At 70.2% G+C, this 13,367-nt stretch carries 12 protein-coding genes; 5 read left to right on the top strand and 7 right to left on the bottom strand.

Features of this window, described 5'->3' with window-relative positions; genetic code table 11:
• Nucleotides 1-28: 28 nt before the first annotated feature.
• Together ACI2K6_RS11405 and ACI2K6_RS11410 are read right to left on the bottom strand one after the other, a co-directional pair.
• Entirely contained in the window at nt 29-721 is a 693-nt protein-coding gene (locus ACI2K6_RS11405) for a HEAT repeat domain-containing protein (RefSeq protein ID WP_404568667.1), read from the bottom strand.
• 31 nt (nt 722-752) lie between these two features.
• The gene (locus ACI2K6_RS11410) at nt 753-1,700 is read right to left on the bottom strand and encodes a LysR family transcriptional regulator (protein WP_112617131.1); all 948 of its coding nucleotides are present in this window, start codon (nt 1,698-1,700) and stop codon (nt 753-755) included.
• A gap of 106 nt (nt 1,701-1,806) precedes the next feature.
• Here ACI2K6_RS11410 and ACI2K6_RS11415 point away from each other — a divergent pair, with 106 nt between their 5' ends.
• Nucleotides 1,807-3,132, top strand: a complete 1,326-nt coding sequence (locus tag ACI2K6_RS11415; RefSeq protein ID WP_404568668.1) for an MFS transporter — start codon at nt 1,807-1,809, stop codon at nt 3,130-3,132.
• Nucleotides 3,129-4,778 carry an amidohydrolase gene (locus ACI2K6_RS11420; RefSeq protein ID WP_404568669.1) on the top strand — a complete coding sequence of 550 codons (1,650 nt, stop codon included), beginning with the start codon at nt 3,129-3,131 and terminating at the stop codon, nt 4,776-4,778. The genes ACI2K6_RS11415 and ACI2K6_RS11420 overlap by 4 nt, the downstream gene beginning before the upstream one ends.
• A gap of 32 nt (nt 4,779-4,810) precedes the next feature.
• On the opposite strand, the gene ACI2K6_RS11425 is transcribed toward ACI2K6_RS11420, so the two are convergent.
• The 5 genes from ACI2K6_RS11425 to ACI2K6_RS11445 all read right to left on the bottom strand — a co-directional run bounded on the left by ACI2K6_RS11425 (nt 4,811) and on the right by ACI2K6_RS11445 (nt 9,402).
• Nucleotides 4,811-6,022 (bottom strand): alcohol dehydrogenase catalytic domain-containing protein, encoded by a 1,212-nt coding sequence (locus ACI2K6_RS11425; RefSeq protein ID WP_404568670.1) that lies wholly within the window; start codon nt 6,020-6,022, stop codon nt 4,811-4,813.
• 104 nt (nt 6,023-6,126) lie between these two features.
• The gene (locus ACI2K6_RS11430; RefSeq protein WP_404568671.1) at nt 6,127-7,245 is read right to left on the bottom strand and encodes an FUSC family protein; all 1,119 of its coding nucleotides are present in this window, start codon (nt 7,243-7,245) and stop codon (nt 6,127-6,129) included.
• 1 nt (nt 7,246) lies between these two features.
• Nucleotides 7,247-8,335 (bottom strand): YgfZ/GcvT domain-containing protein, encoded by a 1,089-nt coding sequence (locus ACI2K6_RS11435; RefSeq protein WP_404568672.1) that lies wholly within the window; start codon nt 8,333-8,335, stop codon nt 7,247-7,249.
• The gene (locus ACI2K6_RS11440) at nt 8,335-8,940 is read right to left on the bottom strand and encodes an FABP family protein (protein ID WP_112617137.1); all 606 of its coding nucleotides are present in this window, start codon (nt 8,938-8,940) and stop codon (nt 8,335-8,337) included. Before ACI2K6_RS11440 ends, ACI2K6_RS11435 begins: the two co-directional genes overlap by 1 nt.
• Nucleotides 8,941-9,111: 171 nt before the next feature.
• Complete coding sequence (locus ACI2K6_RS11445) at nt 9,112-9,402, bottom strand: hypothetical protein (protein WP_404568673.1); 291 nt, start codon at nt 9,400-9,402, stop codon at nt 9,112-9,114.
• A gap of 108 nt (nt 9,403-9,510) precedes the next feature.
• Between ACI2K6_RS11445 and ACI2K6_RS11450 the strand changes: the two genes are divergently transcribed.
• The 3 genes from ACI2K6_RS11450 to ACI2K6_RS11460 are packed head-to-tail and all read left to right on the top strand — an operon-like array spanning nt 9,511 to nt 13,363.
• The gene (locus ACI2K6_RS11450; RefSeq protein WP_112617138.1) at nt 9,511-10,209 is read left to right on the top strand and encodes a response regulator transcription factor; all 699 of its coding nucleotides are present in this window, start codon (nt 9,511-9,513) and stop codon (nt 10,207-10,209) included.
• 50 nt (nt 10,210-10,259) lie between these two features.
• Nucleotides 10,260-12,428 carry an RNA degradosome polyphosphate kinase gene (locus ACI2K6_RS11455; protein WP_112617139.1) on the top strand — a complete coding sequence of 723 codons (2,169 nt, stop codon included), beginning with the start codon at nt 10,260-10,262 and terminating at the stop codon, nt 12,426-12,428.
• Nucleotides 12,425-13,363: an NUDIX domain-containing protein gene (locus ACI2K6_RS11460; RefSeq protein ID WP_112617140.1), complete on the top strand. Its 939-nt coding sequence runs from the start codon at nt 12,425-12,427 to the stop codon at nt 13,361-13,363. The genes ACI2K6_RS11455 and ACI2K6_RS11460 overlap by 4 nt, the downstream gene beginning before the upstream one ends.
• The last annotated feature ends 4 nt before the right edge of the window (nt 13,364-13,367 follow it).

The raw sequence follows: 13,367 nt of genomic DNA on the forward strand, positions 1-13,367 counted from the left end.
CGCCCGCCGCGTCCGTCATCGCGCGAGGTCAGCCCTCGTTCCAGTCAGCGGCGTCCCGTCGCGCCGCAGCACGGCGAGCGACGGCGACAGCGGCTTCGTAGCCCTCCTCGGGGTACGAGACGAGGTGCTCCGTCGCGAGGGCGTGCACGCGGACGTTCCACTCCCCCGCTGCCGCAGCCCGGTCGATCGCGTCGCGGCCCGATTCGCCGAGCATCACGAACGCCCGGCTCAGACTCTGCTGCAGATCGTCCGGCCCGAGGCCGAAGTGCGCCGCCAGTTCCGATGCGAGCGCGGCGCGCTCGGCCTCGGGTGCGAGTCCGGCTGCCGTACGCCACGCGGTCCGCGCGACCTCGGCGTTCTCGTCGTGCAGGAGCTCCGATGTGATCGCGGGCCAGGCCCGGGGGTCGCGGATCTTCGAGAGCGTGTGGAGCGCCTGAGCCCGTGCCCTCGGGAACGGCGATCCGAGCTCGGGAAGCACCCGATCGAGAGTCGTGTCGCGGTCCTGCCGGGTGAGGGCCCAGGTCAGGGTCTCGCGAACGGTGAGGTCGGGCTCGTGCGCGCACTGCTCGACGAGCACCGGAACGTACTCGGGACGCGGGTAGGTTCCCGCCGCCATCGCGCTGCGAACCCGCTCCGACCCGTCGGGTGAGGCCAGTGCGCGGCGCAGCAGATCCGCGGCCGTGGGGGCGTCGTCGGCGGACGGGATGTTCTCACTGGTCATGGTGTGGCTCCTCGTCTCCTATCGAACACGCTCAGCGGCCCTCGGGCTCGGATCCGGCCGATCTCACGAGGCGGCTGCGGCGCGCGGCTTGTCGCGCCCGCCCGCGACCGCGCTCGGCGAGGAAGCCCGCCAAGTCGTCGACGACGGCTTCGATGAGCGGAGCCCGCGGCCCGTCCGCATCCCACCCCGCGTACAACTGCGCCTCGAGGCATCCGTCAGCCCCGGCGATCGGGACCGTCACCGTTCCCGGAGCCGGGTCGTCCGTCAGCACGGCGATCCCGCGTCCCGCGGCCACCAGCGCGCGAGCGATCGCGGGCTGACGCACCGTGATGGGGTCGTCGTAGGCGAGGCCGGCCCGGCCGACCTCGTGGTCGAGGGCACGTCGCGCCGCGCTATTGGGCGTCAGCAGCACGAGCGGATGCTGCACGAGCTCGCCGACGCCGACCTCCGCGCGCCGCGCGAGGTCGTGCTCGCGCGGCACATGAGCCCACACGCGCGCTGCGGACAGACGGCGCCCACGCCACCCCGGCCGCGGCGTCGTCGTCGAGATCCCGAGGTCCGCGCCTCGCGTGGCGGCCAGGTCGAACACGCGGAACGGGTCGGCGTCGTCGCAGTCGAGCACCGGCGCGGCCGCACCCCGTGCGACGAGGTAGGGGGCGATCGCCGACGTGATGGTCGCCGACGGCGCGATGACGTGCAGAATGGCTCGGGTCTGCCCGCTCTCCTGCTTGGTCCGTCCCACGACGTTCTCGGCGAGCGCGAGCAGGTCGGTTACGCGATCGTAAAATCTGGCACCGGCCGGAGTCGGGCGCACCGGCCCGTTGCCCCGGACCAGCAGGCGAACCCCGAGCTCCTCCTCGAGCCGCTGGATCTGCCGTGACATCGCCGGCTGCGTGATACTGCGGCGACGCGCACCCGCCGAGATCGAGCCCTCCTCGACGACGGCGGCGAAGGACGCGAAAGCGAACAGGTCGGCCATGCATCGAGAACATACCTCAATGCCCGAATATCATTCGACAACATGGCGGGCTCCCGGGAGCATGGCCGGACGGCGCTGCTGCGTCGATACGAGAGGACCCGCCCCCATGACCGTTTCCGCCCCCGCGCTCCACGATGAGCGCAAAGCCCGCCGCGCCGCCTTCGGCTCGTTCGTCGGCACCTCGATCGAGTGGTACGACTTCTACCTGTTCGGAACCGCAGCCGCTCTCGTGCTGCCGACGGTGTTCTTCCCCGGCGCGGATCCGGCCATCGGGCTGCTGGCATCGTTCGCGACCTTCTGGGCGGGCTTCCTCGCGCGGCCCCTCGGCGGACTCTTCTTCGGCCACATCGGCGACCGTCTCGGACGCAAGAACACGCTCGTCGTCACGCTCATGATCATGGGCGTCGCGACCTTCCTCATCGGGCTCCTCCCCGGGGCCGACGCCTGGGGGATGGCCGCCCCGATCCTGCTCATCGTGCTGCGGGCCGCACAGGGGTTCGCGGTCGGCGGCGAGTGGGGCGGAGCCGTCCTGATGGCCTCGGAGAGCGCGCAGAAGGGACGGGGCGTGCGGTCGGCGATGTGGGTGCAGCAGGGTTCACCGGTCGGCAGCATCCTCGCCACCGTCGCGTTCCTGCTCGTGGGGCTGCTCGACCAGGAGGCCTTCCTCTCGTGGGGCTGGCGGGTGCCCTTCCTCGCCTCGGCCGTGCTCGTCGCCGTCGGGCTGCTCATCCGGCTCAAGGTCGAGGAGTCGCCCGAGTTCGAGGCGGCTGCGTCGGATGCCGATGTGCCCCGCATTCCGATCAGCGAACTGCTGCGTCATCATTGGGGCACCCTGCTGGTCGGCGTGCTCGCGTGCGGCCTCGGCATCGGCGGCGCCTATTTCACCTCGACGTTCATGCTCTCGTACACGACGACCCAGCTGGGCGTCGACCGTCAGACGATGCTGATGATCCTGCTCGGCACGGTCTTCGTGCAGTTCGCCTGGCAGCCGATCGCGGCGCGCATCGCCGAGCGCGTCGGGACGGCACGGTTCATGGTCGTCAGCCTCGTCGCGGCGATCGTCATAGCGTTCCCGGCATTCCTCGTCATCTCGTCGGGCGAGCCACTCGGCATCTTCCTGGTTCTCGCTGCGGTCATGATCCCGACCTCGGGCTACTACGCGGTGCTCGCCGGCTTCCTCGCTCAGGCGTTCCCCGTGCGCATCCGCTACACGGGCATCTCGGCCGCGTATCAGCTGTGCGCCACCCTCATCGGCGGCACCACTCCCCTGCTCGCACAGCTCGCGCTGAACATCGGCGGGGGCAGCTGGGTCGGGATCGCGGTCTTCTACGTCATCCTCATCGGCATCACCCTCGTAGGTGTCGTGGGCGTGACGGTGCGCAGCGGCTTCTCGGCCGCCGCGGAGAAGCGCGAGCGCGAGGTGTCCGCATGAGACTCGACGCGATCATCGAGAACGGGCGCATCCGCACCGGCGATGCCGAGCGACCGATGGTCTCGCGGGTCGGGGTCTTCGCTGGGCGGGTCGTCGGGGTCGATGAGGAGATCGACGGTGCGACCGCGGAGCGCGTGCTCGACCTCGGCGGCGCTCCAGCGGTGCCCGGCTTCCATGACGCGCACCTGCACTTCAGCCTCCACGGGCAGAAGCTCCTCCGGCTCGATCTTTCGCACACGGCACAGCCCGACCTCGACGCCGTCTACGCGGCGATCGCGACGGCCGTGACTGCCACCGCTCGCGGCGCGTGGGTGCTCGGGCGCGGACACGACCAGAACAAGCTCGGCAGCCACCCGCAGCTGGCCGATCTCGATCGCATCGCGCCCGACAACCCGGTCTACCTCGAACACACCTCGGGACATATGGGCGTCGCCAACAGCGCCGCCTTCCGGGCCATGGGCCTCGACCCCGCCGCGCTGCCGCATCACGTCGACGGCGGACACATTTCACGCGACGCCGACGGCCACCCCGACGGCCTGCTGCAGGAGCGGGCGCAGGAGCTCGTCACGGGCGGATTCCTGCCGGTGACACTCGATACGCACCGCGAGGGCTCTCGGCTAGCCTCGGCCGACCTGCTGGGATACGGCATCACGACCGTGACCGAGCCGGGCATCGGGGCACCGGGGCAGATCGGGCAGAGCCCCATCGAGCTGCGCGCCTACCAGGAGGGAATCGAGGCCGGCGACATCCGCCTGCGCATCAACGCCATGCCCTACATCCGCGTCATGCACGACCTGGGCGCGATCGGCGGCGGCGCACGAGGATGGGGGCTCGACTTGGGAGCCCGTACCGGGCTCGGCGACGACCGACTGCGCATCTCGGGGACCAAAGTACTCAGCGACGGCTCGCTCATCGGACGCACAGCGGCGATGTGCTGCGACTTCAGTGACGACCCGGGCAACCGGGGCTTCCTGGTGTGGGAGGAACCGCAGCTGCGCGAGATGATCCGCGACGCGCACCGCAACGGCTGGCAGATCGCCACTCATGCGATCGGCGACCGAGCGCTCGATGCGCTGATGGATGCCGTCGACGCCGCGCAGCGGGAGTTCCCCCGTCATGATCCGCGGCACCGCATCGAGCACTGCGGCGTCTCGCGTCCCGACCAGATCGACCGAGTCGTCTCACTCGGCCTCATCCCGAGCCCGCAGGGCCGGTTCGTTTCCGAGACCGGCGATGGCCTGCTCGCGGCCGTCGGACCCGAGCGCGCCGACATGGTCTACCGGATGCGGACCTGGCTCGACCGCGGTGTCGAGCTGCCCGGTTCGACCGACGCCCCCATCGTGCACCCCGACCCGATCGCGAGCATCCATGACATGGTCAACCGCCGCACGGCGGCCGGTGTGCCGCTCGCGCCCGCCGAGGCGGTGTCCCCCGCTCAGGCTCTACGGGCCTACACCTACGGTTCCGCCTACGCCGCGCGCGAAGAGCATGTCAAGGGCACCATCCGCCGCGGGATGCTCGCCGACCTCGCGGTCCTCAGCGACGACCTGCTCGAGGTCGACCCCAAGCGCATCTCGTCGATACAGGTGGGCGCGACGATCGTCGGAGGCGAACTCGTGCACGACCGCGGCGCCGTCGTGTCGTGATGGTGCCGCAGCTGCGGTGACGCCCGACCGGATCAGCCGCCGATGTCGAGGGCGACCTTGATCCAGCCGGGCTCGCGGCGGTCGAAGGCCTCGTACGCATCGATGACGCCCGCCAGCGACTCGTGCGCCGTGATGAGGGCGGTGGGATCGAAGACACCGGCGGCGACCATGTCGATTAGCGGAGGCGTGACGCTGTGGTGATCGCAATTGCCCATCCGCACCGTGAGGTTCTTGTTCATGGCCTGCCCGATCGGATAGACCTCGGCCAGCGGTGAGTAGACCCCGATGATCCCGATGCGGCCGTACTTGGCGACCATCTCGACCGCCCAGCGCGACGCCTGCGACGGAGCGTCGCCCGGTCGCCAGAGATCGCCCTGGGGCGCGATGTCGGGCGCGACCTGCGCGACCTCTTCGTCGAATTCCGCCGCGGCGTCGTCATCCGGAGCGGCCGGCCCACGAGCCGGACGTTCGGCGTCCACACCCACGGCGTCGATGACGCAGTCGGCCCCGATGTCGTTCGTCAGTTCCATGACGGCCGACACGGGGTCGACGTCGTTGAAGTCGACGACCTCCGCCCCGAGGGTCCGTGCCTGTGCGAGGCGATCCGCGACGCCGTCGACGACGATAACGCGTCCCGCCCCCTGCTTGAAGGCCGAGACGACGGAGAACTGCCCGACGATCCCCGCTCCGAGCACCACGACGACGTCACCCCGGGAGACACCGGCGAGCTGAGCGCCGAACCAGGCGGTCGGAAAGATGTCCGAGAGCAGGATCGCCTGATCGTCCGTGACGGAGTCGGGCAGCTTCGTCATCGTGTTCTGTGCCCACGGGATGCGCGCATACTCGGCCTGCAGGCCGTTGACCGGACCCGTCGCCTCGGGCCCGCCGAAGAAGGATGTGCCGGCGTGCGGCCCGTTCGGGTTCGCCACATCGCACTGCGCGGTGTGCCCGTCGCGGCAGTAACGACACGCGCCGCACGACATCGTCGAGTTGATCACGACACGGTCACCGGGTTGGAAGCCGCGAACATGTTCGCCGACATCGGTCACGACGCCGACCGCTTCGTGTCCGAGGATGGTGCCCTCCTTCATCCCCGACATGGTGCCGCGGATGAAATGAAGATCGGTGCCGCAGATCGCGCTGCGGGTGATGCGGACGATGGCGTCATGCCCGTCTTCGATGCGCGGTTCGTCGACCTCGTCGAGCCGGATGTCGCCGATGCCGTGCCAGACCACTGCCTTCATGATCGCTCCTCGCTCCAGGGGAAGACGACCACGCTAGGGAGGCGCCGGGATGCCGCGCGAGGCGGTTGCGAACCCCTGCTGCCTGCCGTACCGTCGGCGGGCGCTCAGATCCGCGGCATCGCCGCGCGGGCCTCGGCCTGCGGCATTCCCGCCGCCGTGAGCAGATCGACGACCAGTGGACGCAGCGCCGTGATGACGTTCTGGTCGCCGAGTGAGGAACCGGGCGCCAGACTGGTCGGATCGAGCCGGGTCGCGACCGCGAGCAGCGACTCTCGGGCGGCCGGTTCCAGCGCGATGTCGTCGATCGACTGACCCAGCAGGTCGGCGGCGCGCGCGATCTGGGCGAGCAGGTCCGCCGCGATCGGGCGCGGCTGGCGGTCTTCGAGGGCGTACACCACGCGGCGCGCGATGACCCGCAGGTTGCGTGTCGCGAGGTCGAGGGATGCGCGCATCCGGTCCTGCCGTTGCAGCTCCTCACGCTGGCGCCGGAGGAACGGCGAGATGCGCGCTACGGCGAGCCCGGAGTCCAGCGAGGTCGTCCAGTCGTCGACGAGCGGCTGCAGCGCCCGCGCCTTCTCGAGTCCGCGGTCGGCACGCACGCGGTCGCCGCGGCGCAGCGCCTGGATGACGGTCGCCGCCGCGCCGTCGAAGTCCGCGAACAGGGCGCGGCCCGCGCGCGAGACTTCGCGCAGCGGCCGGCGCGGCAGCAGGGCCGTCGCCAGCAGCGCGGCCACCGCTCCCACCGACCCGTCGACGAGGCGCAGGAACGGCATACTTCCGGGAATCGCGATCACGATCACCGACTGGATCGCCGCCGAGATCGCGAAGCTCGGCTGCGCCGAGAGCGCCCGTGCGGTGAGCAGCGTCGCGGCGAGAGCCAGGGCGAGCTGCCAGGTTCCCGATCCGACGACGACCACGATGAGCTCCGAGACGAGCACGCCCACCAGCATCCCGATCACCGTCTCGAGAACCCGACGCGGCCGCGCGTCGCGCACCAGACCGAGGCTCGAGATGGTCACGGTCGCCGCGAGCAGAGGCGACGGATGCCCCAGCACGAGGTGCGCGAAGGCGTAGGCCGCGGATGCCGCGACGACGATCTGCACGATCGCCGGAGCGGAGTCGCGCGCGCGCTCGAGACCCCGACGCGGGCGCACGCGCGCCCGCCAGCCGGTCGCGATGGGTGCGGTGACGGCGGGCGGCTCGTCGGAGCGCTCGGGCGACACGTCAGGTGCGGCGGCTCAGGCGCGGCAGCCTCGGCGGCGCAGCGGTGCGCCCGGCGTCGGGCGGCACGACGACCTCCTGCACAGCGGCCACGCTCTCGCCGTCCGCGTCCACCACGAGCTCGGCGTCGACGGGCACCGACCGCTTGACGATGGCCAGGGCGATCGGGCCCTGCTCGAAGTGCCGGGCGACCGAGGTGATGCGACCGACCTCGTCGCCGTCGCGGCGCACGACCGCTCCGCGTTCCGGAAGCACCGCGTCGCTGCCGTCGAGCTGCAGGGCCACGAGCCGTCGGGGTGGATGGCCGAGGTTGTGCACCTTCGCCACCGTCTCCTGGCCGCGGTAGCAGCCCTTCGACAGGTGGACGGCGGTGCGGAGCCAGTCGACCTCGTGGGGAAGCGTCATGCCGTCGGCCTCGGTGGCCGCGCGCGGCCGCCACGCGGCGACGCGCAGGGCGTCCGCGGCCCATCGCCCGGCGACACGGCGACGGCCCGCGGCGGCATCGTCGGCGAGCCGGCGGAGGTCCTCGCGGTCGACGATCGCCTCGGCCCAGTCGCGTCCGGCGCCGGGATGCCCCTCGCCGGCCGCGTACCCCCACCCTCCGATCGAGACCTCGGGCCACGGGTCGCGCCACACGGCGGACGATGCGAGGTCGGCCACTGCGGATGCCGTTCCGCCGACGACCGCCGTGTCGCCGGAACGATCGACGACCTCGACCCGCAGCCGGAACCGCATGCGCGTGAGCCAGGTGACCAGCGCCTCGAGACGCTCGACGTCGGTGATGAGCCAGGTCGTCTCGCCGTCATCGACGACGGATGCCGCGTGCTCTACGTGACCGTGCGGGTCGAGCACGAGCAGTTCGGTGCTCTCCCCCGGGAGCAGCTGCGTCAGCGCCTGCGACGTGAGCGAGTCGAGCCAACTGAGCCGGTCGGGGCCCGCGACCGTGACCACTGCACGGTCGCCCAGGGGTGCGACCGCACCGCCACTGTCGAGGAGCTGCTGCTCGCGCATCGGATTGCCGATGTGCGTGAGCCCCAGGTCGTCGCACACCGCTCCGTCGACGCCGGCGAAGGTCGCGCCGTCGCCCGGCATCACTCGGCCTTGGCCAGACGGGCGGACGCGTGCGAGGCGAGCTCGCCGCCGAGCGCCGCGATGTCCCACGCCCAGAGGAGGTGGCCGTCGACCAGCCCGTACATGCGAGTCGCCGCGGTGTACTCCTTCGCCCCCGCCGTGCGGACGACGGCGTCCGTCGCGAGGTCGATGCGCGGCCCGCGGACCTGCCCGAGGTAGAGCTCGCTCACGCCGTCGGAGTGCACGAGGGCGACCTCCAGGTCGAAGCCGCCTTCAGCGTTGCGGAGCGCCTCGACGTCGTCGACGGTGCGCTCGCGCCCGGGTGCGGATGCCGGAAGCAGTCCCGGTCCCGCATCCTCGGCTCCTGCCGGACGCGCGACCCTCCAATAGCCGGTCTCGGCGACCAGCGGGCGGATGCGTGCACCGCTGTCATCGAGGAGCCAGGCGCTGGCGGAGTAGTTCAGATAGTCGCCACCGTCGTGGCTGAAGCTCACCTGGTGCGCGAACTCGCCGGTCAGATGACCGTCGGCCGTCTCGTAGTCGATGACGCCCGAGCCCTCCCAGACTCCGAGCAGCCACGACAGCGGGACGAGGTCCGCCGGCAGGTCGGTGGGCAGCTCGAGCACGATGTCAGCGCTGGCCGCGGTAGAGGTTCTTCACGACGACACCCGACACGAAGACGATGGCGAGCGACGCCAGTCCGAGCAGGCCCACGTAGAAGATTTCGAGCGCGAGGAGATCCATATCTCTACTCTATGCCCGCGCGGACCGTTCACGCCTGTGGCAAGCGGTTGCGGTCAGGCTCCGACGAGCGACGCGAGCCCGAACCCGATGCCGATGAAGCCCATGACGAACAGCGCGCCGAGCACGCTCACGGCCACGCGCTCGATGAAGCCGCGCACCCGTCCCAGCGCCAGCTGGATCGCGAAGGCGAGGATCAGGCAGCCGCCGAGGGCCACCGGCATCCACATGGCCCGGTCTTCGGCGGGGGCGAGGATCCCCACGAGGACTGCGGCGACGGCCGCGGCGATCCAGACGGCGACGACTCCGACGACGGTGCGCGGGGGTGCGAGATCGGGCGTGGTCACCTTCCCATTGTGGCCCACCATGTCGCGCGGTGCGACGGTGCGCACAGGCCGCGCCCAGCGAACGCCTAAGATGAGGTCACGTCCCGGCCGCTCCCGGAGGAATCCCCGTTGGCACAGCTTCTCGTTCTGAGTTCCACGCACGGCGGTGGTCTCGCGCTCCCGGCGCTCGAGCTGCTCAGCCACCGGGTGCGGCAGATCCCCGCCGAACCCGCACAGCTGGTCAACGCCCCCAGCGCCGAAGTCGTCTTCGTCGACGCGCGTCATGACCTCGTGGGGGCGAAGTCGCTGTGCAAGATCCTCGGCAGCACCGGCATCGACGCACCGCTCGTGCTCATCGTCACCGAGGGCGGCCTCACCGCCGTCTCCACCGACTGGGGCATCGATGACGTCATTCTCGCGACCGCCGGCCCCGCCGAGATCGACGCGCGCATCCGTCTGGCGATCGGACGTGTGAGCAAGGAGGCGGTCTCGAGCCGCATCCAGACCTCCGGCATCACGATCGACGAGTCGTCGTACTCAGCGAAGGTGCACGGACGGCCGCTCGATCTCACGTACAAGGAGTTCCAGCTGCTGCACTTCTTCGCGACCCACCCCTCGCGGGTGTTCACCCGCGAGCAGCTGCTGAGCGAGGTCTGGGGATACGACTACTTCGGCGGCACGCGCACGGTCGACGTTCACGTCCGGCGACTGCGCGCGAAGCTCGGCGACCTCGAGCAGCTGATCGGCACCGTCCGCAACGTCGGCTACCGCTTCAACGTGTACGAAGACGAGCCGGTTCCCGCCGGCGGCGCATCCGCGCAGAGCTGACTCTCCGCCTCGTTCACCGGCAGGACACGCAGGACTGCCATGATGAGGGGATGATCGACACCGAGGCTCTGGACTCCGGTCTGGGCGACGCCGACGACGACGACTTCGACCCGGCCGTCGAAGACGTCGACGCACAGCTGCCCGACCACCGCTACACCGACCGTGAGATCAGCTGGCTCGCCTTCAACCAGCGCGTGCTCGAGCTCGCCGAAGACCCGACGCTGCCGGTGCTTGAGCGGGCCAACTTCCTGGCGATCTTCGCGAGCAACCTCGACGAGTTCTTCATGGTGCGCGTCGCGGGCCTCAAGCGGCGAATCGTCACCGGCCTCGCGGTACCCACCAACGTCGGCCGAGCTCCGCAGGAGGTGCTCTCCGACATCTCCGCCGAGGCGCACGCGCTGCAGCTGCGCCACGCCGGCGCATGGGGCGACATGGTGCAGCCCGCCCTGGCGGAGGCGGGCATCGAGATCGTCGGATGGGACGACCTCGACGATTCCGAGCGCGGCCGACTGTACGACTACTTCCAGGCGCAGGTCTTCCCCGTTCTGATGCCGCTAGCCGTCGACCCGGCACACCCCTTCCCCTATATCTCGGGGCTGTCGCTGAACCTCGCGATCCGCATCCGCAACGCCAAGACCGGCCGGCAGGAGTTCGCGCGCCTGAAGGTGCCGCCGATGCTCCCGCGGTTCGTCGAGCTGAACACCGGCACATCGGTCAAGCGCTACCTGCCGCTCGAGGACCTGATCGCGAACAACCTCGAAGACCTCTTCCCCGGCATGGAGATCCTCGAGCACCACACCTTCCGGCTCACGCGCAACGAGGATGTCGTGATCGAGGAGGACGAGACCGAGAACCTGATCCAGGCCCTCGAGGCCGAGCTGCTCCGGCGTCGCTTCGGGCCGCCGATCCGGCTCGAAGTGACCGAGGACATGGACGACGTCACGCTCGACCTGCTCCTCGGCGAGCTCGACATCACCGACCAAGAGGTCTACCGGCTGCCGGGACTGCTCGATCTGCGCGGACTCTTCGACCTCGCGCGCATCGACCGCCCCGAGCTGCGGTACAAGCCCCACGTCCCCACGACGGCGACCGCTTTCCAGCCCGCCGAGCAGAACGGGCGCACCGACTTCTTCGGCGCCATCCGTGCTGGCGACGTCCTCGTACACCACCCGTACGAGTCGTTCACCACGAGTGTCGTCGCGTTCCTCGAGCAGGCGGCCCGCGATCCCCACGTGCTCGCCATCAAGCAGACGCTCTACCGCACCTCGGGCGACAGCCCCATCGTGCAGGCGCTGATCGACGCCGCCGAGCGCGGCAAGCAGGTGCTGGCGCTCGTCGAGGTGAAGGCCCGCTTCGACGAGGCCGCCAACATCGTGTGGGCTCGCAAGCTCGAGAAGGCCGGTGTGCACGTCGTCTACGGCCTCGTGGGGCTGAAGACCCACTGCAAGCTGCTGCACGTCATCCGCGAAGAGGACGGCACGCTCCGCAGCTACAGCCACATCGGCACCGGCAATTACAACCCCAAGACCAGCCGGCTCTACGAGGACTTCGGCCTGTTCACGAGCGACGAGCAGGTCGGCCGCGACCTGACGCGTCTGTTCAACGAGCTCAGCGGCTACGCGATCGAGAAGAAGTTCAAGCGGCTGCTGGTCGCACCCCTCCACCTGCGGAAGGGGCTGCTTCGGCACATCGACGCCGAGCGCCGCAACGCGCTCGACGGCAAGCCCGCTCACATCCGCATCAAGGTCAACTCGATGGTCGATGAGCAGATCATCGACGCCCTGTACCGGGCGAGCCAGGCGGGCGTGCGTGTCGACGTATGGGTGCGCGGCATCTGCTCGCTGCGCACCGACCTTCCCGGCGTCACCGACAACATCACCGTCCGGTCGATCCTCGGGCGCTATCTCGAGCACTCGCGCATCTTCACGTTCCACAACGACGGCGACACGATCGCGTACATCGGCAGCGCCGACATGATGCACCGCAACCTCGACCGCCGCGTCGAGGCCCTGGTGCGCGTCGTCGCTCCTGCCCACGTGAAGGAGCTGACGACGCTGTTCGACCTGGCGATGAGCGACTCGACCAGCTCGTGGCACCTCGGTGACGGCGGAGTGTGGACGCGCCACGCGTTCGACGACGACGGCAAGCCGCTGGTCGATCTGCAGGACCGCACCATGGCTCAGGTGCAGCGGCGCCGCCGGGCGCGGGCGGTGCGATGACCGACACCGCGGTGTACGCGGCAGGCGGAGTCGTCTGGCGGTGGGTCGACGACAAGGTCAGGGTGCTGATCATCCATCGCACCAAGTACCGCGACCTCACCCTGCCCAAGGGCAAGGTCGATCCCGGTGAGATGCTCGCCGAGACGGCCGTGCGCGAGATCCGGGAGGAGACCGGCATCTCGGTCCGGCTCGGTCCGCCCGTCGGTGTCTCGAAGTACCACCTGCCGAGCAAGAAGCAGAAGATCGTTCACTACTGGGCGGCGGAGGCGACCGACCTGGCGATCAGGATGTCGACGTTCGTACCGAACAAGGAGATCGCCGCGCTCGAGTGGATGAGTCTGAAAAAGGCTCGCAAAGCGCTCAGCTACCCCGTCGACGTCGAGATCCTCGACGAGTTCGTGCGGCTCGTCGACGAGCGCGCCATCGACACATTCCCCCTCATCGCGCTGCGGCACGCGAAAGCCGTGGCTCGCGAGGACTGGGACGGCGAGGATGCCGCGCGGCCGCTCTCGTCCCGAGGCAAGAAGCAGGCGCACGCGATCGTCGGCCCGCTCGTCGCGTTCGGCGTCCGCCGCATCATCTCGTCCGACGCGCGGCGATGCGTGCGCACCGTGACGCCCCTGGCGGCCGCGATCAGCAAGCGGATCGACAAGTCTCCGCACCTTTCGCAGGACGCCTGGGAGAACGGTCAGGCCGATGTCCGGTCGGTCGTCGGTGATCGCGTGCGCGCCCGCAAGCCGGTCGTGCTCTGCACCCACGGCCCGGTGCTGCCCGACCTCCTCAGCGAGATGGCGCTGGCCACCGGCACCCTGCGCGGGTCGTATCTCGGCAGCGCCTCGTCGCTCGAGACGGGCGCATTCTCGGTCGTGCACCTGCCGCGGGAGAACCCCGGGGCCGGGATCGTCGCAATCGAAACCCACATGCCGAAGGTGTGATCTC

It is taken from the genome of Microbacterium sp. NPDC006705 (assembly GCF_044903545.1).
Classification (GTDB): Bacteria; Actinomycetota; Actinomycetes; order Actinomycetales; family Microbacteriaceae; genus Microbacterium; species Microbacterium plantarum.

Bases quoted from the DNA above. Each gene is read 5' to 3' on its own strand.
- ACI2K6_RS11460 (WP_112617140.1), top strand. From the start codon at position 12,425: ATGACCGACACCGCGGTGTACGCGGCAGGCGGAGTCGTCTGGCGGTGG.
- ACI2K6_RS11420 (WP_404568669.1), top strand. From the start codon at position 3,129: ATGAGACTCGACGCGATCATCGAGAACGGGCGCATCCGCACCGGCGAT.
- ACI2K6_RS11455 (WP_112617139.1), top strand. From the start codon at position 10,260: ATGATCGACACCGAGGCTCTGGACTCCGGTCTGGGCGACGCCGACGAC.
- ACI2K6_RS11410 (WP_112617131.1), bottom strand. From the start codon at position 1,700: ATGGCCGACCTGTTCGCTTTCGCGTCCTTCGCCGCCGTCGTCGAGGAG.
- ACI2K6_RS11425 (WP_404568670.1), bottom strand. From the start codon at position 6,022: ATGAAGGCAGTGGTCTGGCACGGCATCGGCGACATCCGGCTCGACGAG.
- ACI2K6_RS11415 (WP_404568668.1), top strand. From the start codon at position 1,807: ATGACCGTTTCCGCCCCCGCGCTCCACGATGAGCGCAAAGCCCGCCGC.
- ACI2K6_RS11435 (WP_404568672.1), bottom strand. From the start codon at position 8,335: ATGCCGGGCGACGGCGCGACCTTCGCCGGCGTCGACGGAGCGGTGTGC.
- ACI2K6_RS11405 (WP_404568667.1), bottom strand. From the start codon at position 721: ATGACCAGTGAGAACATCCCGTCCGCCGACGACGCCCCCACGGCCGCG.